Source organism: Cribrihabitans pelagius, assembly GCF_048820915.1.
GTDB classification, from domain to species: domain Bacteria; phylum Pseudomonadota; class Alphaproteobacteria; order Rhodobacterales; family Rhodobacteraceae; genus Cribrihabitans_A; species Cribrihabitans_A pelagius.
The window spans coordinates 148121-171472 of sequence record NZ_JBMERR010000006.1; the positions used below are offsets into that span (position 1 = coordinate 148121).

General features: G+C 67.2%; 22 protein-coding genes and 1 pseudogene. 19 read left to right on the forward strand and 4 right to left on the reverse strand.

Features of this window, described 5'->3' with window-relative positions; genetic code table 11:
• From ACOHX0_RS07375 to nqrF, 5 genes are read left to right on the forward strand one after another with little or no spacing between them, the layout of a single operon-like run.
• Positions 1-1209: an NADH:ubiquinone reductase (Na(+)-transporting) subunit B gene (locus ACOHX0_RS07375; RefSeq protein WP_420676037.1), complete on the forward strand. Its 1209-nt coding sequence runs from the start codon at positions 1-3 to the stop codon at positions 1207-1209.
• Complete coding sequence (locus ACOHX0_RS07380; RefSeq protein WP_420676038.1) at positions 1202-2014, forward strand: Na(+)-translocating NADH-quinone reductase subunit C; 813 nt, start codon at positions 1202-1204, stop codon at positions 2012-2014. Before ACOHX0_RS07375 ends, ACOHX0_RS07380 begins: the two co-directional genes overlap by 8 nt.
• The gene (locus ACOHX0_RS07385) at positions 2014-2667 is read left to right on the forward strand and encodes an NADH:ubiquinone reductase (Na(+)-transporting) subunit D (RefSeq protein ID WP_420676039.1); all 654 of its coding nucleotides are present in this window, start codon (positions 2014-2016) and stop codon (positions 2665-2667) included. The genes ACOHX0_RS07380 and ACOHX0_RS07385 overlap by 1 nt, the downstream gene beginning before the upstream one ends.
• Positions 2667-3275, forward strand: coding sequence for an NADH:ubiquinone reductase (Na(+)-transporting) subunit E (gene nqrE / locus ACOHX0_RS07390; protein WP_420676040.1), 609 nt, complete (start codon positions 2667-2669; stop codon positions 3273-3275). The genes ACOHX0_RS07385 and nqrE overlap by 1 nt, the downstream gene beginning before the upstream one ends.
• 17 nt (positions 3276-3292) lie before the next feature.
• Positions 3293-4513 carry an NADH:ubiquinone reductase (Na(+)-transporting) subunit F gene (nqrF, locus tag ACOHX0_RS07395; RefSeq protein WP_420676041.1) on the forward strand — a complete coding sequence of 407 codons (1221 nt, stop codon included), beginning with the start codon at positions 3293-3295 and terminating at the stop codon, positions 4511-4513.
• Between the two features lie 172 nt (positions 4514-4685).
• Here nqrF and ACOHX0_RS07400 read toward each other — a convergent pair whose 3' ends face one another.
• Positions 4686-5210 (reverse strand): CBS domain-containing protein, encoded by a 525-nt coding sequence (locus ACOHX0_RS07400; protein WP_420676042.1) that lies wholly within the window; start codon positions 5208-5210, stop codon positions 4686-4688.
• A gap of 113 nt (positions 5211-5323) precedes the next feature.
• Between ACOHX0_RS07400 and ACOHX0_RS07405 the strand changes: the two genes are divergently transcribed.
• From ACOHX0_RS07405 to ACOHX0_RS07425, 5 genes are all read left to right on the forward strand, one after another.
• Positions 5324-5509 carry a hypothetical protein gene (locus tag ACOHX0_RS07405; RefSeq protein ID WP_420676043.1) on the forward strand — a complete coding sequence of 62 codons (186 nt, stop codon included), beginning with the start codon at positions 5324-5326 and terminating at the stop codon, positions 5507-5509.
• Between the two features lie 81 nt (positions 5510-5590).
• The gene (locus tag ACOHX0_RS07410; protein WP_420676044.1) at positions 5591-6616 is read left to right on the forward strand and encodes an FAD:protein FMN transferase; all 1026 of its coding nucleotides are present in this window, start codon (positions 5591-5593) and stop codon (positions 6614-6616) included.
• A gap of 24 nt (positions 6617-6640) precedes the next feature.
• Positions 6641-6877 carry a (Na+)-NQR maturation NqrM gene (gene nqrM / locus ACOHX0_RS07415; protein WP_420676045.1) on the forward strand — a complete coding sequence of 79 codons (237 nt, stop codon included), beginning with the start codon at positions 6641-6643 and terminating at the stop codon, positions 6875-6877.
• A gap of 1061 nt (positions 6878-7938) precedes the next feature.
• Entirely contained in the window at positions 7939-8106 is a 168-nt protein-coding gene (locus ACOHX0_RS07420) for a hypothetical protein (RefSeq protein ID WP_420676046.1), read from the forward strand.
• 117 nt (positions 8107-8223) lie between these two features.
• Positions 8224-8694, forward strand: a complete 471-nt coding sequence (locus tag ACOHX0_RS07425) for a hypothetical protein (RefSeq protein WP_420676047.1) — start codon at positions 8224-8226, stop codon at positions 8692-8694.
• A 440-nt stretch (positions 8695-9134) separates the two neighbouring features.
• On the opposite strand, the pseudogene ACOHX0_RS07430 reads toward ACOHX0_RS07425, so the two are convergent.
• Both ACOHX0_RS07430 and ACOHX0_RS07435 read right to left on the reverse strand, forming a co-directional pair.
• Positions 9135-9278, reverse strand: a pseudogene (locus ACOHX0_RS07430) (electron transfer flavoprotein subunit alpha/FixB family protein); the annotation flags it as partial.
• Positions 9279-9921: 643 nt separating this feature from the next.
• Entirely contained in the window at positions 9922-11355 is a 1434-nt protein-coding gene (locus ACOHX0_RS07435) for an efflux transporter outer membrane subunit (RefSeq protein ID WP_420676048.1), read from the reverse strand.
• Positions 11356-11623: 268 nt separating this feature from the next.
• On the opposite strand from ACOHX0_RS07435, the gene ACOHX0_RS07440 reads away from it, so the two are divergent.
• Positions 11624-13045: an aldehyde dehydrogenase family protein gene (locus ACOHX0_RS07440; protein ID WP_420676049.1), complete on the forward strand. Its 1422-nt coding sequence runs from the start codon at positions 11624-11626 to the stop codon at positions 13043-13045.
• A 25-nt stretch (positions 13046-13070) separates the two neighbouring features.
• On the opposite strand, the gene qhpR is transcribed toward ACOHX0_RS07440, so the two are convergent.
• Complete coding sequence (gene qhpR / locus ACOHX0_RS07445) at positions 13071-14120, reverse strand: AraC-like transcriptional regulator QhpR (protein WP_420676050.1); 1050 nt, start codon at positions 14118-14120, stop codon at positions 13071-13073.
• Between the two features lie 166 nt (positions 14121-14286).
• On the opposite strand from qhpR, the gene qhpG reads away from it, so the two are divergent.
• The 8 genes from qhpG to ACOHX0_RS07485 are packed head-to-tail and all read left to right on the forward strand — an operon-like array spanning position 14287 to position 23226.
• Entirely contained in the window at positions 14287-15606 is a 1320-nt protein-coding gene (qhpG, locus tag ACOHX0_RS07450; RefSeq protein WP_420676051.1) for a flavin-dependent monooxygenase QhpG, read from the forward strand.
• Positions 15603-17126, forward strand: a complete 1524-nt coding sequence (gene peaA, locus ACOHX0_RS07455; RefSeq protein ID WP_420676052.1) for a quinohemoprotein amine dehydrogenase subunit alpha — start codon at positions 15603-15605, stop codon at positions 17124-17126. The genes qhpG and peaA overlap by 4 nt, the downstream gene beginning before the upstream one ends.
• 14 nt (positions 17127-17140) lie before the next feature.
• Entirely contained in the window at positions 17141-18574 is a 1434-nt protein-coding gene (gene peaB / locus ACOHX0_RS07460; RefSeq protein ID WP_420676053.1) for a quinohemoprotein amine dehydrogenase maturation protein, read from the forward strand.
• Positions 18571-18894, forward strand: a complete 324-nt coding sequence (qhpC, locus tag ACOHX0_RS07465; RefSeq protein WP_420676054.1) for a quinohemoprotein amine dehydrogenase subunit gamma — start codon at positions 18571-18573, stop codon at positions 18892-18894. The genes peaB and qhpC overlap by 4 nt, the downstream gene beginning before the upstream one ends.
• 12 nt (positions 18895-18906) lie before the next feature.
• On the forward strand, positions 18907-19986 hold the full coding sequence (gene peaD / locus ACOHX0_RS07470) for a quinohemoprotein amine dehydrogenase subunit beta (RefSeq protein WP_420676055.1): 1080 nt from the start codon (positions 18907-18909) through the stop codon (positions 19984-19986).
• Positions 19983-21692 carry an ABC transporter transmembrane domain-containing protein gene (locus ACOHX0_RS07475; RefSeq protein WP_420676056.1) on the forward strand — a complete coding sequence of 570 codons (1710 nt, stop codon included), beginning with the start codon at positions 19983-19985 and terminating at the stop codon, positions 21690-21692. Before peaD ends, ACOHX0_RS07475 begins: the two co-directional genes overlap by 4 nt.
• Positions 21689-22318, forward strand: coding sequence for a S8/S53 family peptidase (locus ACOHX0_RS07480; protein ID WP_420676057.1), 630 nt, complete (start codon positions 21689-21691; stop codon positions 22316-22318). The genes ACOHX0_RS07475 and ACOHX0_RS07480 overlap by 4 nt, the downstream gene beginning before the upstream one ends.
• Positions 22315-23226, forward strand: a complete 912-nt coding sequence (locus ACOHX0_RS07485; RefSeq protein WP_420676058.1) for a helix-turn-helix domain-containing protein — start codon at positions 22315-22317, stop codon at positions 23224-23226. The genes ACOHX0_RS07480 and ACOHX0_RS07485 overlap by 4 nt, the downstream gene beginning before the upstream one ends.
• Positions 23227-23352: the final 126 nt, after the last annotated feature.

Below are 23352 nucleotides of genomic sequence, written 5' to 3' on the forward strand. Positions count from 1 at the left end.
ATGGGATTGCGCAGCTTCTTTGACCGGATCGAGCCGCACTTCGAGAAGGGCGGCAGATACGAAAAGCTTTTTCCTGTTTACGAGATGGTGGAAAGCTTCCTCTACACGCCGAAAACCGTGACGTCTGTGGCGCCGCATGCCCGCTCCTACATCGACATGAAGCGGATCATGACCTACGTGGTGATCGCCACCATCCCCTGCATCCTGTGGGGCATGTGGAACACCGGCTACCAGAACAACTCCGCGATTGCGATGCTGGGGGCCGACTCTGCCACCGGCTGGCGCGTTGCGGTGCTGCATACGCTTGGCATTTCGCTCGATGCGTCGAACCCGCTGGCCAATATCGCGCATGGGTTCCTCTACTTCCTGCCGATCTACGTGGTGACGCTGGTTGCCGGCGGCATCTTCGAAGTCCTCTTCGCCACCGTGCGCGGGCATGAGGTGAACGAGGGCTTCCTGGTGACCTCGATGCTCTATGCGCTGATCCTGCCGGCCTCGACGCCGCTGTGGCAGGTGGCGCTTGGCATCATCTTTGGCGTGGTAATCGGCAAGGAGGTCTTTGGCGGCACCGGCAAGAACTTCCTGAACCCGGCGCTCACCGGCCGGGCATTCCTGTATTTCGCCTATCCCGCCAACATGTCCGGCGACGCGATCTGGACGCCGGTCGACGGCTTCTCCGGCGCGACCGCGCTGGCGGTCTCGGCATCCGACGGCTACCAGGCGCTGGCGGCCGAAGGCATCACCTGGGCTGATGCCTTCTTCGGCATGATCCAGGGCAGCTTTGGCGAAACCTCGACGCTGGCCTGTGCCATCGGGCTGGTGTTCCTGCTTGCCACCAGGATTGCCAACTGGCGCCTGGTCGCAGGCTGTCTGGGCGGGATGATCGGCTTCTCGCTGCTCCTGAACCTGATCGGCTCCGAGACAAACCCGATGTTCGCCATGCCCTGGTACTGGCACCTGGTGCTGGGCGGCTATGCCTTCGGTCTCGTCTTCATGGTGACCGAGCCGGTCTCGGCCAGCCACACCAACATGGGCCGCCTTATTTACGGCGCGCTGATCGGGATGATGGTGGTGCTGATCCGCGTGATCAACCCGGCCTTCCCGGAAGGCATGATGCTTGCGATCCTGTTCGGCAACGTCTTTGCACCGCTGATCGATTACTTCGTCGTGCAGGCAAACATCAAACGGAGGGCGCGCCGCCATGTCTGAGACGCAGACTCCTGAACCCAAGGGCCTGATCGGCCGCTTCCTCGCCGCGTCGCCGGACTCGGTGGGCAAGACCGTCTTTGTCGCGGTCGCCGTCTGCCTCGTCGCCTCGATGATCGTGTCGGCCGCCGCCGTATCGCTGCGGCCCGTCCAGGAGGCCAACAAGCTGCGCGATAAGCAGCTGAACATCCTGCAGGTCGCGGGCCTCTACGAGCCGGGCCGGGACGTGGCCGAAGCCTTCCAGGCGTTCGAGCCGAAGGTGCTGGAGCTGGAAACCGGCACTTTCACCGACCGCTTCGACCCGGCCGAGTTCGACGATCTGGCCGCCGCGCAGGACCCCGAGATCAGCCGCCCGCTTGAGGACGACCCGGCGGGCATCGGCCGCCAGTCGCTCTACAAGACGATCTACCTGCTGCGCGACGAGGCCGGCGCGCTCGACAAGGTCATCCTGCCGGTGCACGGCTACGGGTTGTGGTCGACGCTGTATGGCTACATCGCGCTGGAAGAGAACGGCAACGACATCTTTGGCTTGCAGTTCTACCAGCACGGCGAAACCCCGGGCCTCGGCGCTGAGGTCGACAACCCGCGCTGGAAGGTGCTGTGGCGTGACAAGAAGCTGCGCGACGACGAGGACACGCTGCAAATTTCCGTGTCCAAAAACCCGCCCGCGGCCGGCCCCGAATACCACGTCGACGCGCTGGCAGGCGCGACCCTGACCACCGTGGGTGTCGACAACCTGCTGAAGTTCTGGATGGGCGAGGAGGGCTATGCACCCTTCCTGAAAGCCCTGCGCGAGGGAGGCATCTGATGGCTCAGTCCAAGAAGGAAATGCTGATCGACCCGCTGGTCGACAACAACCCGATCACCCTGCAGGTGCTGGGCATCTGCTCGGCGCTGGCGGTGACATCGTCGCTGCAGGTGGCCTTTGTGATGACGCTTGCGGTGACCTTCGTGACCGCGTTTTCGTCGATGTTCATCTCGATCCTGCGCAACCAGATCCCGGGCTCGATCCGGATCATCGTGCAGATGGTGATCATCGCCTCGCTGGTGATCCTAGTGGACCAGGTGCTGAAGGCCTATGCCTTTGATATCTCGAAGACGCTTTCGGTCTTCGTCGGCCTGATCATCACCAACTGCATCGTGATGGGCCGCGCCGAAGCCTTCGCCATGAAGAACCCGCCCGCGGCGTCCTTCATCGACGGTCTGGGCAACGGCCTCGGCTACGGGCTGATCCTGATGCTGGTCGGCTTCATCCGCGAGCTGTTCGGCGCGGGCTCGCTGTTCGGCGTCACCATCATGGAAACCGTGAACAACGGCGGCTGGTACATGCCGAACGGCCTGCTGCTGCTGCCGCCCTCGGCCTTCTTCGTGATCGGCCTGCTGATCTGGGGCTTCCGCACCTGGAAGCCGAACCAGGTCGAAGAACGTGAATTCAAGATCCAGAGGGTGGAGGCGCACTGATGGAAGGGCTGATCTCGCTGGCCGTAAAGGCCGTCTTTGTCGAAAACCTGGCGCTGTCCTTCTTCCTGGGCATGTGTACCTTCATCGCGGTGTCGAAAAAGATCTCGACCGCGCTGGGGCTGGGGATCTCGGTCATGGTGGTGCAGGCCATCACCGTGCCTGCCAACAACCTGCTGCTCACTTACCTGCTGAAACCCGGCGCGCTGGCCTGGGCGGGCTTCCCGGATGTGGACCTCACCTTCCTCGGCCTGATCTCCTACATCGGGGTGATCGCGGCGATGGTGCAGATCCTGGAGATGATCCTCGATAAGTATTTCCCGCCGCTCTACAACGCGCTGGGGATCTTCCTGCCGCTGATCACGGTGAACTGCGCGATCCTTGGCGGTTCGCTGTTCATGGTGGAACGCGACTACAACTTCGCCGAGGCGGCCACTTACGGCCTGTCCTCCGGCTTCGGCTGGGCGCTGGCAATCACCGCAATGGCGGGCGTGCGCGAGAAGCTGAAATATTCCGACGTGCCGGACGGCCTGCAGGGCCTGGGCATCACCTTCATCACCGCGGGTCTGATGGCGATGGCCTTCATGTCCTTCAGCGGCGTCAAACTGTAACGGAGAGCGCGCAAGACATGGAAACCTTCACGCTCGGCGTTGCCCTGTTCACCGTGATCGTGCTGGCGCTGGTGACCATCATCCTGGTCGCCCGCTCCCGCCTGGTCTCTTCCGGCAACGTCAACATCACCATCAACGGTGAAAAAACCATCTCGGTCCCCGCGGGCGGCAAGCTGCTGCAGACGCTCGCGGCCGAGAAGCTGTTCGTCCCTTCCGCCTGCGGCGGCGGCGGCACCTGCGCGCAGTGCCGGGTGCGGGTGCATTCCGGCGGCGGCTCGATCCTGCCGACCGAGGAAAGCCACATCACCAAGCGCGAGGCCGCCTGCGGCGACCGGCTGTCCTGCCAGGTTGCGGTCAAGCAGGACATGGATATCGAGGTCCCCGAAGAGGTCTTCGGCGTCAAGAAATGGCGCTGCAAGGTGCGTTCGAACGAAAACGTGGCGACCTTCATCAAGGCGCTGGTGCTGGAACTGCCCGAAGGCGAGGATGTGAACTTCCGCGCCGGCGGCTACATCCAGATCGAAGCGCCCGAGCACCGGCTCAAGTACACCGACTTCGACATCGAGGAGGAGTACCGCGAGGATTGGGACCGCTTCAATCTGTGGCAGTATGAATCCGTGGTCGACGAGCCGGTCGAGCGCGCCTATTCGATGGCCAACTACCCGGACGAAAAAGGCATCATCATGCTCAACGTCCGGGTCGCCTCGCCGCCGCCGGGCTCAAGCGACATTCCGGCCGGCAAGATGTCCTCTTACATCTTCAACCTGAAGCCCGGCGACGAGGTGACGATTTCCGGCCCGTTCGGCGAGTTTTTCGCCCGCGACACCGGCAAGGAGATGGTCTTCATCGGCGGCGGCGCCGGCATGGCGCCGATGCGCAGCCACATCTTCGACCAGCTGAAGCGCCTGAACACCAACCGAAAGATCAGCTTCTGGTACGGGGCGCGCTCGAAGAAGGAGATGTTCTTCGTCGAGGATTTCGACCAGCTGGCGGCGGAAAACCCGAACTTCGAATGGCATGTCGCCCTGTCGGACGCGCAGCCGGAGGACGATTGGAAAGGCTACACCGGCTTCATCCACAACGTGCTCTACGAGGAATACCTCAAGAACCACCCGGCGCCGGAAGACTGCGAGTTCTACATGTGCGGCCCGCCGATCATGAACCAGTCGGTGATCAACATGCTGCTGGAACTGGGCGTGGACCGCGAGGACATCATGCTCGACGATTTTGGCGGCTGAGCCGGATCTTCGCAAGGAAACAAAAAGCCCCGGATGCCATCATCCGGGGCTTCTTATTGTGACGGGCCTTCTTGACCGAACGCCCCGCGCGGGCACCGGCAGCCGGAATTCGACCCGAATTCCGGGCCGGAAAAATCCGATTTTTCCGGCGCCCGCAGGGAGCGCCGCGCCCCTAGCCGACGATCATCTGCTTCATCCGGAGCGCCTCGTACTCGAGTTCCTCCAGCCGGTAGTTCACCACATCGCCGATGGTGATCATGCCGCACAGCGCGCCGTCCTTCACCACCGGCATGTGGCGGAAGCGGCCTTCGGTCATCACCTTGGCGACGTCGATCAGCAGATCCTCCGGCGCGCAGGTATGCACTTCGGCGGTCATCAGCTCCTCGACCTTCTGCGGCAGCGTGTGGCCCGGCGTCTCCGCCATGCGGCGCACGATGTCCCGCTCCGACAGGATGCCCTTCAGATCGCCGTTCTGGTCGGTCACCACCAGCGCGCCGATGCGCTTGTCGCGCAGGATCTCGACCACATGGCCGATAGTGTCGGCGGGCCGGATGCCGTGGACCGCGTTGCCCTTCTTTTTCAGAAGCTTGGCAACGGTCGACTGAGAGTGCGACAGATTGGACTCGGCCGATTGGCTGTAAGTATGGTGGTCTTCCTTGTCGCCCCGCGTCGGAGGTTGATAAGAGAATGGTGCCATAGGTTTTGCTCCTCTTGCTCCTGCATCAGGCCTTATGGGTATCTTAACCCGGCTGTGCCATGCGAAAAGGAAAATTCCTCGGCAGCGCAAAGAATTATGTGAAGGAAAAAAGTTTGGGCGATCTCTACCTGACCCCGGTGAGCGGGGTGGTGCTGGTCTTTGTGGTGGTGGTCTGCGGCCATCTCTACCGGCAGAACTGGAAGACCCAGCCGCCGGGCGCGCGGCTCAGGGCCTGGCTGTTCGGCGTGCCGGCCGCGCTTGGCCTTCTGGCGCTGGCCTTCCTGCCGCTGAAGTACTAACTGCTGACAGACTGCCGACGGTTTGACTCTGGCCCGCGGCAGAGGCATATGGGCGCGAATGTTTCTGCCGGAGGTCGCCCGATGCCCAAATGGTTCCTGCTTGCCTTGATCCTGCTCGTGCCGGGCTGCTGGTTTGGAGACGATACCGAAACCCTGCGCCTGTCGGGCCAGACCATGGGCACGGCCTACAACATCACCGCGACCGGCCCCGGGCTGGAGGAGGCTGCGGTGTCGGCCGAGGTCGAAGCCGCCCTGGCAGCGGTCAACGCCAAGATGTCGAACTGGGACCCGGCCTCCGAGGTTTCCACCTTCTCTGCCTCGGAGACGATCGATCCGGTGCCGGTCTCGGCCGAGTTTGCCACCGTCATCGCCGCCGCGGATGAGGTGCACGGCAAGAGCGGCGGCAAGTTCGACGTGACCCTCGGGCCGCTGATTGAGCTGTGGGGCTTTGGCCCGCGCAAGCCGGAAGACCCGCTGCCGACCGATGAGAGCATCGCCAGCGCTTTGGCCGAGGTCGGCCAGGGCCGGCTGCTGACGCTGGACCGCGAGGCGGGCACGCTTTCGAAGGCTGCGCCGGGCGTCGGCATCAACCTCTCCGCCATCGCCAAGGGCTACGGCATCGATGCGGTCGCAGCCGCGCTGGAGGACGCGGGTGTCACCGATTACATGGTCGAGATCGGCGGCGACCTCTACGCCAAGGGAGAGAACCCCGACGGCAACCCCTGGCAGATCGGCATCGAGAAGCCCGAAGCCGGCGCCAAAGCGGTTCAACTTGTGGTGCCTGTGAGCAACCGGGGGCTCGCGACCTCCGGCGGCTACCGCAACTACTTCGAGCATGAGGGCACGCGCTATTCGCATATCCTCGACCCTGTATCCGGGCGGCCGGTGCGGCACGCGACCACCTCGGTCACGGTGGTCGCGGAGGATGCGATGACGGCGGATGCCTGGGCCACCGCGCTCCTGGCCGCCGGCAGCACGGATGGGCTGAAGCTTTCTGAGACCCACGGGATTGCCGCTTTCTTCATCGACAGGGATGTGGCGGCGGACGCCGATGCCTATATCACATCGCAAAGCAGCGCCTTCACCGCGCTGATGCCGCAAAACTGAACTCGGGATATGTGAGGAACGGGCATGACCACTTTCCTTCTGGCGTTTGGCATCCTGCTCATCGTGACGGTGGGCATGTCGCTGGGCGTGATGCTGATGGGCAAGACCATCAAGGGCAGCTGCGGCGGTCTGAACGCGATTTCCGGGGCCGACAAATGCGTGGTCTGCTCCAAGGACATCGACCCGGACAGCCCGCTGCGCGAGCGTCTGCAATGCCCGCGCGCCAAGCAGATGGCCGAGCGGATGGCGGTTCAGGACTGAGCCTCCGCGGCGCCGGTTCGGCTGCAAACGGGGGCCAAACCCTATTCCCTTCCGATCTGACGGAAAGGCTGCCCGCCCGGGCGGCCTTTTTGCACTTCCAGGTCTCCAGTCCGATGCCGTGAGGTCCGCCGCCGTCATCGCCCTGGACAGAATAGCGGTCAGGAGTGGCTGGCTTAGCACGTGAATGATTACTTGGCCGGGCCGGAACATTTGGGGCCGGGCTGCTTGGCAAGAGGAGAGGGACACCGCTGCAAACCGGACTGCAGCGGCCCGGTGCAAGACGGTGCAAGTGTCCATCGGACCGCAATTTGGAACGCCAAGCTTAGAACGGCCGCGGCCGGATGTCTCAGGCCGGGGCTGAAGCGGGCGAACCTGCCGGTGCAGACCGGGTACGAGGCCACGATCCGGAATCCGCTCTGCATCATCGCCCCGGTCCGGGCCGTGCCAGTGCAGGCGCTGATGAAACCATCACGCCGAAGTTCGCCCGGATGTTCGCGCGCTTGGTCGGCATGGTGCCGGCCGCCGCGCCTTTCTGCCGGATCCAGCGCAGCACCGCCTGCGCCGCGGTCTTGCCGAAGCCCTCGCGGGTCCCGGTAAAGTTCGCGTGTCCGGAAACCCCGTGCCGCGCCACGAGGCATTGGAAGGATATTGCGATGCCCCTGTCCGACGCGGCGGCCAGCAGCGCATCCGAGTTCGACGCGGGTGAAACTCCACGTGGCTGGCAACCAGCGGCGCATCAGTGATCACCGCCGCGTCCCCTCCAGATAATTCAACGAGAGCGCGATACCGCCCGGGCGGGCGGCCCAGGCAAGCCCAGAACCTCGGCATAGTCCGGATGCAGCTTCTTCAGGCTTGCCCCGACCGAGGACTGGAAGGCCGCCCCGGCGGAATTGCCCGGATGCGCATTGGCGGTGACGCAGAGCTTCTCCCGCGGCAGCCTTTGTTCACCGGGGTCTCCAAGGCACGTCGTATATGATCTGACAGTAACTATGGATCGCATGACGGGGCAACTGCCCGTACCTGAGGCCGCCAAACTCATCCCCGGCGGAGCAGCCGCGGCCATGAACGTCTCCTGCGGCCAGTGCCGCCCCGATGCGGTTCTTGAGGTTCCCGGCGCGCGCTTCGGCGCCGCGGGCTCACCGCGGTACCTGACCCCGATCCACCTGATCGCGGCCGGCGACTTGTTCGCCGCAAGGGCGGCGGCCATGTCGCCAAGCCGGACCTGCTGAACCGGTTCACCGGCGGACTCTGCCCGTTGAGGACTAGCCGGACTGAGCCGCCGAGGGTCTGGCAGATGATCATCGCCGAACACTTGGGCATCTGTAAAGTGACCTCGGGCACCGTCCTTGGACATGCAGCGCGAAGCCGCGGTCAAGCGGCCCGGCATGCTCATCTGGGCTGGCATGGAGACCTTCGCCGCTCCCGCGACCGGGAGCGGCGTGATGAACGTCTCCGCCCGGGGCGAGCCCATCGTCAGCCGGGACGGTATCGAAGGTGAGGAATGGATTTTCTTCAAAGCCATTACGCCGGATGCGGCAATCATCCGCGCTGCCACCGCGCGCTCCTGCGGCTTTGAAGACATCACCATGCGGTCGCGCAAACCGGTGTTCTTGGGCAATTTCATCACCAACGCCAGGTTGGCAGCGGAGGATGAGGCCGGCCAGATCTTATTTGCAGCGGCAGGAGGTGACCCGTGTGTCCCGGCGCTGTTTGATCAAGCGGACCGCCCAGGGCCGGGCAGGGACGGAAATCGTGCCCGGCCTCGGCCCGTAGCGCGATATTCTGGACCAAGCCGCAACGCCGCTGGCGGTGGCTGAAGGGCTGTTGCCGATTGGGGGCCGTCCTCCTGGGTCTGCTACGGGGGGCCCCGCTTCTGGTGTTCGTGGACCGGGTCGCGGGGCGAGGGCGAGGACAAGGCGGCTGCGGCCGTGCCGCCCGAAAGCCTTCGCAACCGCGGGCCCGGTGCCTCCGTGCTGATCAAAGCGCTGGCCGGCCGCGCCGCAGCCATGCTGCCTTGCCAGCCGGAGGGGCTGGATCTCGCGGATAAACGGATGTCGAACCGCGCGCTTCTGGCCCTGGCCGCACCGATTGCGGGGAGGAACGCAATCCGCAAGCGGCCTCACGTGCGAGCGGCTCGTGGCAGTGCCGCACCGGGCCGGAGGGAGCCGGATGCATTCTCATATGAAGGCGCGCTGCGGCTGGAAGAGAGCCGCCGCATCGCCCTGCCGCCCGTCCTCCGCGCAGATATGAACAGCCCGGCCGCAGTGGCGCCGGACGCGGCGGAATTGCCTGCGGCCAGCACGGTCACGTCACCCAGGGATTTGGCGGCGGTTACCGCCCTGGCGGTGGCGTCCAGCGCCAGCTCGCCGTTGGTCACTTCAGCCAGGAGAAGAACAGCCATCACACCCCCCTCATAGCCCGCGGCTTCACCGCGGGGCCCCAGGCGCGCAGACCCGGCGCCCCGACGCCCGGCATACGCGGTCAGGCAGCAGATTGTCGGTGCCAGCCTGCCAATTTCAGAGGCGGTTGCCAGCGGCTCGATTGGGGGTCTGTGCGCGGCTCCAGTCCAGCCCCATGCCGCGCAGTGTGCACAACGCCGGCCTTGCCGGGCCCAATACCAACCAGGCGGCGGAACGCCATCGTCCTGTGCCGGTCCAAATGGGCGGGGCGGGTAGGGCCGGACCGTGCTTGGGCGGCGGGTTAGATCGCCCGGGCCGGGGCGGTAGGCGGCCCCGCCTACGGAGAAGCTCAATCTGCATCGAGTCATTCCTTAAAAGCGGGGACACGCATGCCGCCGCCGCCCGGGGGTGATTTGGCCGGCGGCGCAGGGGATCCTGTTAGTGGCACGCGGCGCGATCACTCAACCCAAGTCCTCGGTCTGGCCGCCGTGCGGGTACAGGCACAGCGCCTCGCCCGGCAGGTTTCTGCTGGCTGCCGGCCGCCGGGTTAGCCATCCCGGCGGCAATCAGCCCCGGCTGTGCGACGACGTGCCGGTTCCGGCCTGAGGCGAGGCCGGCAGCGGTCTTTTCATAAACGGGGGCGGCTTAGCCTCCGGTGCCCGCAGGCGTGCCCGCAGCAGCGGCGGTCCCGGCTTGGACGGCTGCGGCGGGCGACTGATACCGCGCCCAGCCCTTGCCAAGCGCCACATTCAGCCGGGACCAGGAAATCGCCAGGTCGCGGCGGGCGGAGATCAGGTTCAGCTCGTTGTCGCGCAGCGCCTCTTCCGTGGAGAGCAGGTCGAACAAGGTGATTTCGCTGGCACGGAAGGTCTCCCGTGCAAGATCCGCAACCTTGGTGCCAAGCGACACCGCGCGCGCTTGGGCGGCGGCGCGATCGCGCGCGGCGCGCAGGCTGCTTTGACGGGTCTGCACCTGTTCCACTCCGGTGCGGACCGCGGCGCGGTAGTCGAATTCCGCCGCCTTTGCATCCGCCACGGCCCGGTCGCGGAAGGACCGCAGCACCGGCAGGTTGAACACCGGCACATTCAGCGCCGGACCGATGGAATAGAGGTTCGGCGTGCTGCGCCCGGCCTGCACGCTGCCGGAGATCTGCAGCGAAGGGTAGAGCTCGGCCTCTGCAACCCCGATGCCGGCGGTGGCGCTGCGCAGCTGCGCTTCGGCCAGCAGCACGTCGGGACGGTTGCGCAACAGCGCGGCGGGCACGCCCAGCTCGGGCTGGGTGGCGGGCGCCGGCTGGCCATATCCGCTCTGCATCGCGGTAAAAATTTCGCTGGCGTCCCGGTCCAGGAGCGTGGCCAGCGCATAGACCGAGGCTTCGTAGTTGGCAATGAACGAGGGCAGGTCGGCCTTGGCGCTGACGACCTGAAGCTTGGTGCGTTCAACATCCAGCGCCAGCGCCGCCTGGGCCTCCTGCAATTCCTGGACCAACTGCAAAATCTGCTCCCGCAGGCTGATGGTCTTGCGGGTCACCGCGGCGCCGCGCTGGAAGAAACGGGCCTCGATATAGGTGGTTGTGATGGCGTCGAGAATGGCCAGCCGGGTGGTCGTCATCGAGTAGAACTGCGCGTCCCGGTCGGCGACCGCGCGCTCCGAACGGCGCTTGAACTCGCCGAACAGGTCGAAGACATAGGAGGCGTCCAGACTGGCATTGTCGCTGCGGGTGGAATTGTCTGCGGATTCCTGGCGCTGGAAGGTCGAGCTGGCGTCGAAACCGCCGCTCACTTGCTGCGGCTTGCCGGTGCCGCGCAGCACGGCTTCCGCCCCCTTCAGCCGCTCGCGGGCGGCCAGAAGATCAAGGTTCTGGCTCAGCCCCAATTGCACCAGCCGGTTCAGTACCGGATCGTTCATCCCCTCCCACCAGGCCTCGGAGGCTGCCTCGACGGTCGCAAGGGAGCGCGATTGGTAGTAATGCGCCGGCACGGCGAAGTCGGGCCGGCTGTAGTCTACCCCCACGGTGCAGCCGCACAGGAAGGTGCCGGCCAGCAGCAGGGAACGGGCTGTCCACTTGGATCTGCTCATGTCTTGCCTCAGGGTGCTGCGGGTCTCGGGGCCGCGGTTCTTCGGCAGCCTAGCCGCCAGTATCGTCCGCAAACCAATTTTTTGCGCTTTCGGGCCGCATTTGCACCCAACTGATGCAGCACGCCCACAACCGGACGGTCTTCGCGGTGGTTTCACGGTTTGCGGTCCGGCCGAAGGCCCGCTGCGGCGCTTGACCGGTGCCGCGGCGGCGTCCACTCTCCCGCCCAGGCTGGAGCGCGCCAATTGCGCAGCAAGGGAGAAAGACCGCATGGACCTGCAATCCTACTACATCGGCGGCGCCTGGGTGCGGCCGCACTCGGACCGTGCCTTCCCGGTGCTGAACCCGGCGACCGAAGCGCAGACCGGTACGATTTTCCTGGCGGATGACCCCGACGTCAACGCCGCCGTTGCCGCCGCCAAGGCTGCATTCGACAGCTATTCGCGCACCACCGTGGCGGAGCGCCGCGCGCTGCTGGAGCGCCTTCTGGAGATCAGCCGCGGCCGCCGCGAGGAACTGGCGCAGGCGATCAGTACGGAGATGGGCGCGCCCATCTCCATGGCCCGCGACGCCCAGGCGGATGCCGCGATAGGCCATCTGGAAGGTGTCCTGGCCGCGATGCAGAGCCAGCCCCTGCGCGAGACCCTGTCCAACGGCGATATCCTCGTGCGTGAGCCGATCGGCGTCTGCGGGCTGATCACGCCCTGGAACTGGCCGGTCAACCAGATTGCACTGAAGGTGCTGCCCGCGCTGGCGGCGGGGGCAACCTGCGTGCTGAAACCCTCCGAGCACACGCCGCTGTCGGCCGCGGTCTATGCGCAGATGATCCATGATGCGGGCTTCCCGCCGGGGGTGTTCAACCTCATCCACGGCGACGGCCCCACCGCCGGCGCCGGGCTGTCCCGGCATCCGGATGTGGCGATGATGTCCTTCACCGGGTCGACCCGTGCTGGAACCGCAGTGGCCCGCGACGCCGCCGAGACGGTCAAGCGCGTCACGCTGGAGCTGGGCGGCAAGTCCCCCAACCTGGTGTTTGCCGATTGCAATCTGGAGGCGCAGGTCACCGCTTCAGTGCTGGAATGCATGTACAACACCGGCCAGAGCTGCGACGCGCCGACCCGGCTCCTGGTGGAGCGCAGCGTCTATCCGCAAGTGCTGGAGATTGCCAAGGCCGCCGCCGAAGGCCAGGCGGTGGGCGATCCGGCCCGGGAGGGCGATCACATCGGCCCGCTGTTCGACCGGCTGCAATTCGACCGGGTGCAGAGCATGATCCAGACCGGCATCGGCGAGGGCGCCGCCTTGCTTGCGGGCGGCCCCGGCCGGCCCGAGGGGTTTAAGAAGGGCTGGTACGTGCGCCCCACGGTCTTTGCCGATGTGGACAATGCCATGGCCATCGCCCAGCAGGAGATTTTCGGCCCGGTTCTGGTGATCATCCCCTTCGAGGACGAGGAAGACGCGATCCGCATCGCCAATGACACCCCCTACGGGCTTGCGGCCTATATCCAGACCGGCGATCCTGAGCGGGCCGAGCGGGTTGCGGCGCGGCTGCGGGCGGGCGCGATTCACATCAACGGCGGCGGCTTCAACTACGGCTCGCCCTTTGGCGGCTACAAGCAGTCCGGCAACGGCCGCGAGGGCGGGCTGCTGGGGCTGGAGGACTACCAGGAAGTGAAGACGCTGCACTTCGGCTGAAACCCGCGGGCTCCGGCCCGGATTGTCACCTGACACAGGCCTCCCCGGCAGGCGCAGCGGCCGGGGCCCGTGCCAGCCCCGCGCGGTACTGCGCCGGGGTGGTGCCGGTCTGCTTCTTGAAGGCGCGCTCGAAGGCCGACAACTCGGAATAGCCAAGCCGGGCCGCGGTGTCTTCCAGGCGGCTGCCCGGCGCGGCCAGCAGGCGCTTGGCGAGCTCCATGCGGCACTCCGCCAGCACTGCGGAAAACCGGGTTTCCTCCTCCGCCAGCCGCCGCCGCAGCGTGCGCCGCGACATTCCCAGCGCGGCGGCGACCTCTGTCTGGTCCGGCGCCGCGCTGCCCAGCCGGTTCAGCACGGCCCGGCGCACCTGCACCGCCACCGGCACCGCGCGCTCGCACTGGCGCGCGAGCCGTTCCAGCACCTGGGAGGCATCGCGGAAACGGCCGCTCTCCGCGCGGGCCAGCGGCCGCGACAAGAGTCCCTCGGCAAAGGTGAAACTGTTGGCCGGCGCATCGTGGCTGATCAGGCAGCGCGGCCCGGCGCGAAAGGACCCGGTGAGAGGCCCGGGGCCATGTTCCAGCGTCATCTGCCCGGGCCGCCAGTCCGGACCGGCTGCGGCGGCGACCAGCTTGTGCAGCACCGCCAGCGTCAGTTCGGCGTCCTGCCGGCGCGGCCAGATATTGGGGTCGAGGATGCGGTAGGCGACCGTCACGCTGCCGCCGTCCACTTGGATCTTCAGCTCTGAATCGCTCTGCACCATGGCAAAGGCGTTCTGAAACAGCATCAGCGCCGCGCCCAGCGTTGGCGCCTCCTGAATCGCGTGGCCCAGCTGGCCGAGGTTGCGCAGGTCAAACACTGTGCCCGCCCGCCAGCCGAAATCCGGCAGGTTCAGCGCCTCCGACGCCGCTTCGCAGAACTGCACGAAGGTCCTGAGCCCGATCTCGCCCTCCGCCACCCCCGCTGCCATGCCCGCGCGCCGCTGGATCGCGGTGAGGTCGCCGTCGAGCACCTGCACGACGCGGATCGGATCACAAAGGGTCGAGGCCTGGATACGGGGCTGGTAGATCTGCTGCATGGCTGCGTTTCCCAAGGTTGACGCAGGGTAGCTTGTGCTCTGCTGCAAATCCTAATCTTTTGTGGCACCCGGGCTTGCGGGCGGCGGACTCTGTCCGGAAATGTCGGAACATTGTCCGGAAGTGTCCGCGATCTGCGGGCCAGGGCGGCGTCATGCTTGCGGGATGATGCGCGACGGCAAACTTTTCGACATAGCGATTGCAGGCGCGGGCCCTGCCGGTTCGGTGGCGGCCACGCTGCTGGCGCGGGCGGGGTTCCGGGTCGCGCTGGCAGGGCTCCTGCCGCGCTGCGAGCGGATCGAAGGCCTGGCGCCGCGCGTCGTAGAGGTGCTGCGCACTCAGGGCTTGCCGGTGGAGGGCGTCTCCCCGGCCTGCCGCCGGGAGGTTCGCTGGGGTGCGCTCTCCGGCCGCCGCAATCTCGAGCATCTGACCGACCGCGCCCGCTTTGATGCCGCCTTGCAACAAGCCGCCGGGGAGACGGGCGTCACCGTGCTGGAGCGCCCGGTCGCGCGGGTGCAGCCGGAGCGCGGCCGCATCCTGCTGGCGGGCGGGGATACGCTGGAGGCCGGCCTATTGTTCGAGGCGCGCGGCCGCCGTGCGCCGCGCATGGCGGGGGGTTTGCAGGGGCCGGCGACTCTGGCGGTGACCGGTCTGCTGACCGCCCCGCAGGGGACCGCCCTGGCCGCGCGGGTGGAAGCCCGGGACGAGGGCTGGCTGTGGATCGCCGATCTGGGCGATGGCACGCGCTGGGTGCAGGCCGCGGGGGATGCGCCACAGGCGGCGCGCGATGGCACGGCGCGGGTTGCTGCGCTCTGGCAGGCCGTGGCGGGGGAAAACCTGCCCTTGCCGCAGGCGCCGCAAGTGCGTGCCGTTGCCCCGCGCCTCACCGCGCCGCAGTTCGATCCGCGCTGCCCGCGGCTTGGCGATGCCGCGGTGGCGCTGGATCCGCTGTCCGGGCACGGCATGTTCTGGGCGGTTTCCTCGGCGCTGATGGCGGTGCCGGTGGCGCGCGCGCTGCTGGCAGGGCAGGCGGACCTGGCGCGGGATTTCTACCTGAACCGGGTGCGGAGCACGTTCTGGCGGCAGTCCCGGGTCGGGCGTGACTTCTACCGGTCTGCGGGGGAGGGCGGGGCCTTCTGGCAGCGCCGCGGCACCTGGCCCGACGATGCCCCGGCACATGATCCCGGCACCGAACCGCATCTCGCCCGCCGCGTCACTGTCGTCGATGGCCGCCTGGAGCGGCGCGAGGTGCTGATCACCGCGCAGGATCCAAGCGGTGCGGGTTTTGTCTTCGGGCAGGAGATCGCGCCCCTCCTGCGCCGCCTCGGCGCCGGCCGGTTGCCGCCCGCAGACTGCTTCCGCGCCGCCTTCGCGCCAGAACTGCCGGAACCGCTGGCCCGCAACCTGCACCAATGGCTGCTGTCGCGCGGCCTGGGGCAGCCCGGCGCCCTCAAGAAACTCAGCCACGACAGGGAGTACGAAGCATGAGACGAGCCACCGGCGGCCTTGCGGCCGCGATACTGACGGCGCTTGCCGGCGCCCCGGCCGGCGCCAGCGAGGCGCTGGTCGGGGAGATCTGCGCAGGCTGCCACACCGCGGGCGAAGACGGCACTCTCAGCCGGATCAGCGGTCAGCGCAAGACGCCCGAGGGCTGGATGATGACGGTTTGGCGGATGCAGGACGCGCATGGGGTGGAGCTGACGCCGGAGGAACGCCGCTCCATCGTGCAATACCTGTCGGACACGCAGGGGCTGGCGCCTGCCGAGACCGAGGGCCTGCGTTATGGGCTGGAGAAGGACCCCAACGCGCAGGAGGCGTTCGACGAGCCCTTTGCGTCCATGTGCGCGCGCTGCCACACCGGCGCCCGCGCCCTGCTGCAGCGGCGCACGCCGGAGGAATGGGCGCTGCATATGGAGTTCCACGTCGGCCACTTCCCGACCATCGAATACCAGGCGCTTGGCCGTGACCGCGAGTGGTACCGCATCGCGAAGGAAGAGATCGCGCCCTATCTGGCCGAGACAAACGGGCTGGACATGGACGCCTGGCAGGCGTGGCAGGCGCAGGAGAAGCAGCCCGTGGCGGGCGACTGGGTCGTGCTGACCGAGCTGCCGGGACTGGGCGAAGCCTATGGCAGCCTGTCGGTCACCGGCAGCGCCTCGCCCTTCGAGGTCAGCGGCGAGATGGTCACGGCGGATGGCAGCAGCCACGCGGTGAGCGGCAGCATGAACCTCTACTCGGGCTTCGAATGGCGCGCCAATCTGGAGATGGCGGGCAAAACCTACCGGCAGATCCTTGCGCTATCCGAAGACGGCAACGCATTGACTGGGAGACAGTTCGAGCGCGACAACGATGCGCTTGGCGCCCCTCTCACGGGTCTTCGCGCAGGGCAGGGGGCCGCGATCCTCGGCACCGTGCCGTCCGCCCTCCCGGCCGGTGCGGGTGAGGTGCAGGTGGTCGGCACCGGTCTGGACGCGCTTCAAGCCGAGGGTGCGGAGGCCACGGCCAACGGCTTCGGCGCGTGGCTGGCGCTGGAGACCAGCGGCAACGGCGTGGTGGAATTTTCCGCCGGAGACGCCGCGGGGCAGGTCGCTTTTTACGACAGCATCGACGCGATCAAGGTGGAGCCCGCCTTCACCATCGCCCGGGTCGGCGGGGGCGGCGGTGCGGGGCCGGATGCGGTGCCTGCGCATTTCAAGGCCATCGGGTTCTGGAATGGTCCCGATGGCGAGGCGGGCACAGAGGACGACGTGCGCGTCGGCGCGATCCCGGCAAGCTGGTCGGTCATCAACGCGCATGAACACGCGGCCGCGATGCGGGACGCGCATTTTGCGGGCGGCATCGACGCCAGCGGCATCTTCACCCCCGCTGCGGCCGGCCCCAACCCGGAGCGCAAGTTCAGCACCAACAACGCGGGCGAGCTGAAGGTCGTGGCCGAAGCCATGGGCGCAACCGCGGAGGCGATGCTGATCGTCACCGTGCAGCGCTTCATCGACCCGCCGATCCGCTGAAGGAGGACCGAAGCATGAAAGACTTTCATTATCAGGCGGCCAACGCCCACCGGGTCAGCACCCCGGACACCGGCCGCGAGGTGCTGTTCCATGTGCCCACCACCTCGATCTTTGAAATGGACCCGGCCGACCGCGACCTCTTGGACTTCGCCGCCAGCGAAGGCGCCTTCTCCGCGGCGGAGTTCGACGCCCGCTTCCGGGATCAGCCCGGCATGGCCGAGCGGCTCGACGGGATGGTGCGGCTCGACATCATCAGCGACGGCCGTCCTCTGCGCCCCGAGCGGCCGCCGATCGAGCTGGAGACCTTCCCGCTCACCACGGTGGTGCTGAACGTCAACACCGGCTGCAACCTGGCCTGTTCCTACTGCTACAAGGAGGACCTCGCGGTGCCCTCGAAAGGCCGCAAGATGGGGTTTGAGACGGCGGTGAAATCGGTCGAGCTGCTGCTTGCCGAAAACCCCGGCCGCGACAGCTACAACATCGTCTTTTTCGGCGGTGAGCCTCTGTCCAACCTGCCGCTAATCCGGGAGGTGGTGGACTGGGCCGAGCCGCATTTCGCGGCGCTTGGCGCAAAGGTGAACTTCAGCCTGACCACCAATGCGACCCTGCTGAACGAGGAGATCATCGGCTGGCTGGATGCGCACCGGTTCGGACTGACCGTTTCGATGGACGGGCCGAAGGCGCAGCATGACCTCAACCGCAAGACCGTGGGCGGCAAGGGCACCTACGACACCGTCGCCGCCAAGGCGCGGCTCTTGCTGTCGCGCTACAAGTCAAAGCCGGTCGGCGCGCGCGTCACCCTGACCGCGGGCGTCACCCAGATCGTGGAGATATGGGACCATCTGATCAACGATCTGGGCTTTGCCGAGGTCGGCTTCTCGCCCGTGACCTCAGGCGAGATGGATGCGTTCAACCTCAACGGCCAGGAGCTGCTCGACGTTTTCGAGGGCATGAAGACGCTGGGTCGCCTCTACGTCGAAGAGGCGCTGAACGGCCGCAACATCGGCTTCTCCAACATGCACCAGATGATGAACGACCTCTACGAGGGCCGCTCCAAGGCGCTGCCCTGCGGCGCGGGCGTCGGCATGGTGGCGGTGAACCATGATGGAGTGGTGGACCTCTGCCACCGCTTCACCGGTTCGGGGATGGAGAGCTTCGGCACCGTGGACGAGGGGCTGAAGCGCGAGGAACTGGCCGCGTTCATCAAGAGCCGCTCGGACCGCACTGCAAAGGGTTGCGCCACCTGCCGCATTCGCAACCTGTGCGCGGGCGGCTGCTACCACGAAAGCTACGCGCATTTCAGCGATCCCTTGATGCCCACCTATCACTACTGCGACCTGATGCGCGACTGGATTGATTTCGGCGTGGCCGCCTATGCCCGCCTGATCGCCGCAGCACCGCAGTTCTTCCACAGCCATGTATCGCCAAGGAGGGCGTTCGGAAAATGAAGCCGCTCAACCAGAAAGCAGAACGTGTTCAGGAGGCCGCCGCCAGCGGCCAGATGGAGGAGGTGCGCGCGATGCAGACCGTGACCGCGGGCTGCGCCACCACCTTCGATCCCGGCTGGGAGGTCGACCCCTTCGGCGGTGTCGCCGCGCTGTGCCAGCCGATGGAGGCGGACCTTTACGGCTGCTCCGACCCCTGCTGGTGGCCCGCGCAGGTGCCCGACATCATGGTCGGCCATCAGGACTGGGACGAAAACGCCCCCAATGCCGCCCGCGACTGGCGCGCCCTGGGCAGCACCTACCCCAAAGACGCCGAAACCTGAGGAGCGCGCGCCATGCTGAAACATCTTACTGCCTTCGCCGCCCTCATGACCGGGGCTTTGCCTGCCGCTGCGGGCGACCAGCTTGTCACGGTGGCAAGGCCCGCCAACCTTTATGTCTTCGATGCGGAGAGCCGCAGCCTGAAGACCGATTGCAATTTGAAAACCAACGTGACCCCCGGCGTCATCGCCATGTCGCCGGACAACACCATCGCCTATGTGCTGCTGAACCACTGGGAGGACGTGGCGGGCATCGAGCTCGCCACCTGCGAGACGGTGTTCCGCGCCCGCCAGTCCGGCGGCAGCATCACCCGCCGCTCGATCGCCTCGATTGCGGTCTCCAAAGACGGCACCCGGCTTTATACAGTGCGCAACCCGGTGGACAAGCAGGCGGACCGCTACAAGGTGATGGAGCCGGAGTTCGCGGTCTACGACACCGCCGCCGGGCTGGAGGCCGAGCCGCTGCAGCTGCACCCCGCCCCGCGCCGCGCGACTTTGCTCGCGACGGACCGGGAGGGCCAGGTCTATATCGCCGGGCACGATGTCTACCGGATGGACCCCGAAACCGGCGAATTGGGCGTGGCCATTGCCAATGCGAGCTGGGACCGGCCCGCATACAGCCCGCCCGATGTGCTCGCTTTCTGGCCCACGGGCTCGCAGAACGACGAGTTCATGCTGCTTTACACCGCGGCCAAGTTCACCGACGAAAGCCAGGAGGAACTGGCGGATTTCGTCTGGGGCTACCAGTCGGTTGATCTCACCACCGGGGAGACCGGCATCGAGGATTTCGCCTCCTTCGAAGTGCTGATGTTCTCGGGCGTGCGCTCGGCCGCGGAGCCGAAATACCTCTATGGCGTCTACACCCAGCTCTCCAAGCACGATCTGGAGACCGGCACGCTCATCAAGCGTGTGGACCTGCCGCACACCTACTATGTGATCAACGTCTCCACCGACGGCAAGGAGCTCTACGTCGGCGGCACCAATGACGATATTGGCGTCTACGACAGCGAAAGCCTGGAGCGGATCGGCGAGATGCGCATCCCCTCGGGCGGGGACATGTCGGTCTCCACCCTGCAGGTGATCCCGGGCGGATGAGTGGCGCAACAAGCCATGGCAGCGCCGCGTTTGAGGGCGGGTCCGGGGCGGCGCCGGTCCGCCCCGGGCTTGCCGGTCTGGCAACGGCGCTGTTCGGGCCGGGGGCGGCGGGCTGGCTGCTGCCGCTCCTCAGGCCTTATCACCGCAGGCTGGCGCTGTTGTTTGCGCTCAGCTTTGCCGCTGCCGCGCTGGCGCTGCTGCCGCCCTATGTCAGCAAGCTGGTGATCGACGAAGGGCTGGTCGCGCGCGACGCCGCCGCGCTGATCCGCTGGGCCGCTGTGCTGTTTGCGCTGGGGTTGGCGGCGGCGGGCATGGCGGCGCTCAGCAACATCCTGCACATGCGCGCCTCGGTGCGGATGCTGGCCGCGCTGCGCCAGAGCCTCTTGGAACGCTTGATGCAGAAACCGCCCGCCTGGCTGGCCCGCCACCGCGCGGGCGAGTTGCTGACCCGGCTGGATGGCGACAGCGGCGAGGTGCAGAAATTCGCCTTCAACGCGCTTTTGGGCGGCACGTCGGCGCTGGTGCGGCTGCTGGGCGGCAGCGCGATGCTGATGGTGCTGAACTGGAAACTGGGGCTGCTGACCGCGCTCCTGGCTCCGGCGGAACTGCTGTTCCTGATCTGGGCGCGGCCCCGTACCGAACGCCTTGCCCGCGCCGCGCGCGACGCACAGGGGCGCTACACCGCGGGGCTTGCGGAAAGCCTGGCCGGCGCTGCGGCGCTGCAAACCGCGGGCGGCACCACCTGGGCCGAAGCGCGCAACTTTTCCGAGCACGGCAGACTCAACCACCGCCTGGTGACGCAGTACCAATGGGGCGAGTTAACCCGCTCGGTGCCGATGGTGATCGCGGCGCTGGTGCGGGCGGGGATCTTCCTTGCGGGCGGGCTGATGGTGATCCAGGGCAGCTGGCCGCTGGGTTCGCTGATCGCCTTCCTCGCCTACATGGGGCTGATGATCGGGCCGATGCAGTCGCTTCTGGGGTTGTGGCATGCGCAGGCCCGCGTGCGGGTGGCGCTGGCGCGGCTGGATGCGGTGATGGCGCCCGTGCCTGCTTTGACCGCAGCGCCCGAGCGCGCGCAAGCCGCGGGTATCACCCTGCAGGATCTGGTTATCGGCCGCGGCAAGCAGCCACCTCTGAAGCCGCTGAGCCTGCATATCCCGCCCGCCTGCAAGCTTGCCATCACCGGGCCAAGCGGCGCCGGCAAGACCAGCCTGCTTTCGGTGATTGCGGGTCAGGCGCAGCCGGTGTCGGGCCGGGTTCGCATCGGTGCAGAGCAGCGCATCGCCTTCGCCGGCCAGCGCCCCTTCACGGTGGCGGCCAGCCTGCGCGACAACCTGTTTCTGGAGGCGGAGTTCTGGGCACGCCCCGGGGCCGAAGCCGAGGTGTGGCATCTGCTGGAGGTGCTGGGGCTTGCGGCGCGGTTCCGCGCTGCCGAGGGATTGGAGACGGTCTTGGGCGAGGGCGGCATCAGCCTCTCCGGTGGCGAGCGGCAGCGGCTTTGCCTGGCCCGGCTGCTGCTGCGGCCCTTCGATGTGCTGATCCTGGACGAGGCGCTTTCCGAAGTTGACCGGGAGACCACTGCGCGGATCATCGTCCATATCGACACACACTTCCCCCAGACGGTCAGGATCATCACCGCGCATGGGCAGGCCGACGCATACGGGCGCTTCGGCATGACCCTCGACCTTGCGGATCCCGCACCATGACGGCCCGGCCGCTGGTCGCGCTGATTGACGGGCCGCTGCCGGGCGCGCGTCACAAGCTGCATTGCGCCTTGCATCCGCTGGCAGCAGAGAGCCCCGCCGCCCGCCATGCTGCGGTGATGGCCGCCTGCATCCGCGCGGCCGCGCCGAAGGCCCGGTTCATCAGCCATGTGATCTTCCCTGGCCGCATGTCGGCTGCCGCCGCCGCCGCCGCAGCGGCGCTTTCGGCCGCGGCGGAGGGTGGCGCGGATGTCGTGCATTGCTCCTTCGGGCTGCCCGGTAAAAATCCGGCGCTTGCCGAAGCGGTGGCGGCGCTGCTGGCGGCGGGCAAGCAGGTGGTGGCTTCGGCTCCGGCCCAGGGCGGGCCGGTCTACCCGGCGGCCTTTCCCGGTGTCCACTCGGTGCAGGGGGATGCGCGCTGCGGGCCGGGGCAATGGTCGCTGCTGAACCTGCCCGGCGCGCGCTTCGGCGCCTGCCCGCGCGATGCCGCCAGCGGTCTTGCGGGCGCCAGTGTGGCGGCGGCGCATTTCACCGGCCTCTTGGCGCGCAACCTTGCGGCCGGGCGCGGGGCGGAGATGACAGGCGCTGCCTTCCAAGGCCGCGAGCGGCGCAGCGGCGCGGCCGGATGACCCCGTTCGAGGACTGGACCAGCCGCCTGCGCGCCAGCTGCGGCCATTACGACGCCTGCCGGGACAGCAGGCAGAACACGCCGGGCCGTTTTGACCTTGCGGCACGGCATGGCATCGGCATCGCGCAGATCGCCTGCCGCATCGCGCGTATCGAACGCACCCTGAGGGGTATCCGGCGCGACGATCAGGAGCATTTCTTCCTCCTGCACCAGCGTGCTGGCCAAACCGCGCTGACCCATGCGGGCCGGGAGGCGCTGCTGGAGCCGGGCGCCCTGGTGCTGCTCGATTCGACCCGCGCGGCCGAGCTTCGCTTTGGCGGTGCGCCGGTTTCCCTGGTTTCGGCACATCTGCCGCGCGGGCTGGTGCTGGCCGCGCGGGGGCGCCTGCCCGCGGCCGGCCGACCGCTCGCCGCGGCGCATCCGCTGCATGGTGCGCTGCTGGCGTTGCTGGCAGAAGACACCCAGGCCGCCGCCGCGCAGCCCCTGCTGTTTGAACTGGCGGTGATGGCCTTTGGCGAGGACCCGGAGGCAGCTGTCCCGGCCCGTGTGCGGGACCCGCTGGGCCGTTTCCGCCTGATCCGGGATGCACTGGCGCGCCGGATCGCGGATTCGGAGCTGACGCTCGACGGCTTTGCCCGGGAAACCGGCCTGTCGCGCCGCCAGCTGCAGCGCGAGTTCCGCAGCAACGGCAGCAGCTTCACCCTCTGCCTGCAGGAGTTGCGGCTTAAGCGGGTGGCCGAAGCCTTGCGCTTTGCCGCCTGCGGCGGGGCCCGGGCCCCCGTGGCGGAGCTTGCCTATGCCGCGGGTTTCCGCGATCTGTCGCATTTCAACCGGCTGTTTCGCACCCGCTATGCCACCTCCCCGCGCACGTATGCGCAGGAAGCTGCGGCCATGACGGCAAATCACTGAAAATAAAAGATATTTATGGCGCCCTCGCCCAGGTTTCCGGCACCTCCCGCCACGCGCGCTGGCCTCCTTCCATGCTGTACTGACCCCACGCTCCCGCCCGGGAGCCGAGCTAGGGAGGAGGATACC

Bases quoted from the DNA above. Each gene is read 5' to 3' on its own strand.
- ACOHX0_RS07375 (WP_420676037.1), top strand. From the start codon at position 1: ATGGGATTGCGCAGCTTCTTTGACCGGATCGAGCCGCACTTCGAGAAG.
- ACOHX0_RS07435 (WP_420676048.1), bottom strand. From the start codon at position 11,355: ATGAGCAGATCCAAGTGGACAGCCCGTTCCCTGCTGCTGGCCGGCACC.
- ACOHX0_RS07380 (WP_420676038.1), top strand. From the start codon at position 1,202: ATGTCTGAGACGCAGACTCCTGAACCCAAGGGCCTGATCGGCCGCTTC.
- ACOHX0_RS07385 (WP_420676039.1), top strand. From the start codon at position 2,014: ATGGCTCAGTCCAAGAAGGAAATGCTGATCGACCCGCTGGTCGACAAC.
- peaB (WP_420676053.1), top strand. From the start codon at position 17,141: ATGAAAGACTTTCATTATCAGGCGGCCAACGCCCACCGGGTCAGCACC.
- ACOHX0_RS07440 (WP_420676049.1), top strand. From the start codon at position 11,624: ATGGACCTGCAATCCTACTACATCGGCGGCGCCTGGGTGCGGCCGCAC.
- qhpC (WP_420676054.1), top strand. From the start codon at position 18,571: ATGAAGCCGCTCAACCAGAAAGCAGAACGTGTTCAGGAGGCCGCCGCC.
- nqrM (WP_420676045.1), top strand. From the start codon at position 6,641: ATGACCACTTTCCTTCTGGCGTTTGGCATCCTGCTCATCGTGACGGTG.
- nqrE (WP_420676040.1), top strand. From the start codon at position 2,667: ATGGAAGGGCTGATCTCGCTGGCCGTAAAGGCCGTCTTTGTCGAAAAC.
- ACOHX0_RS07485 (WP_420676058.1), top strand. From the start codon at position 22,315: ATGACCCCGTTCGAGGACTGGACCAGCCGCCTGCGCGCCAGCTGCGGC.
- ACOHX0_RS07475 (WP_420676056.1), top strand. From the start codon at position 19,983: ATGAGTGGCGCAACAAGCCATGGCAGCGCCGCGTTTGAGGGCGGGTCC.
- peaA (WP_420676052.1), top strand. From the start codon at position 15,603: ATGAGACGAGCCACCGGCGGCCTTGCGGCCGCGATACTGACGGCGCTT.
- qhpG (WP_420676051.1), top strand. From the start codon at position 14,287: ATGCGCGACGGCAAACTTTTCGACATAGCGATTGCAGGCGCGGGCCCT.
- ACOHX0_RS07400 (WP_420676042.1), bottom strand. From the start codon at position 5,210: ATGGCACCATTCTCTTATCAACCTCCGACGCGGGGCGACAAGGAAGAC.
- peaD (WP_420676055.1), top strand. From the start codon at position 18,907: ATGCTGAAACATCTTACTGCCTTCGCCGCCCTCATGACCGGGGCTTTG.
- nqrF (WP_420676041.1), top strand. From the start codon at position 3,293: ATGGAAACCTTCACGCTCGGCGTTGCCCTGTTCACCGTGATCGTGCTG.
- ACOHX0_RS07420 (WP_420676046.1), top strand. From the start codon at position 7,939: ATGAACGTCTCCTGCGGCCAGTGCCGCCCCGATGCGGTTCTTGAGGTT.
- ACOHX0_RS07410 (WP_420676044.1), top strand. From the start codon at position 5,591: ATGCCCAAATGGTTCCTGCTTGCCTTGATCCTGCTCGTGCCGGGCTGC.
- qhpR (WP_420676050.1), bottom strand. From the start codon at position 14,120: ATGCAGCAGATCTACCAGCCCCGTATCCAGGCCTCGACCCTTTGTGAT.
- ACOHX0_RS07480 (WP_420676057.1), top strand. From the start codon at position 21,689: ATGACGGCCCGGCCGCTGGTCGCGCTGATTGACGGGCCGCTGCCGGGC.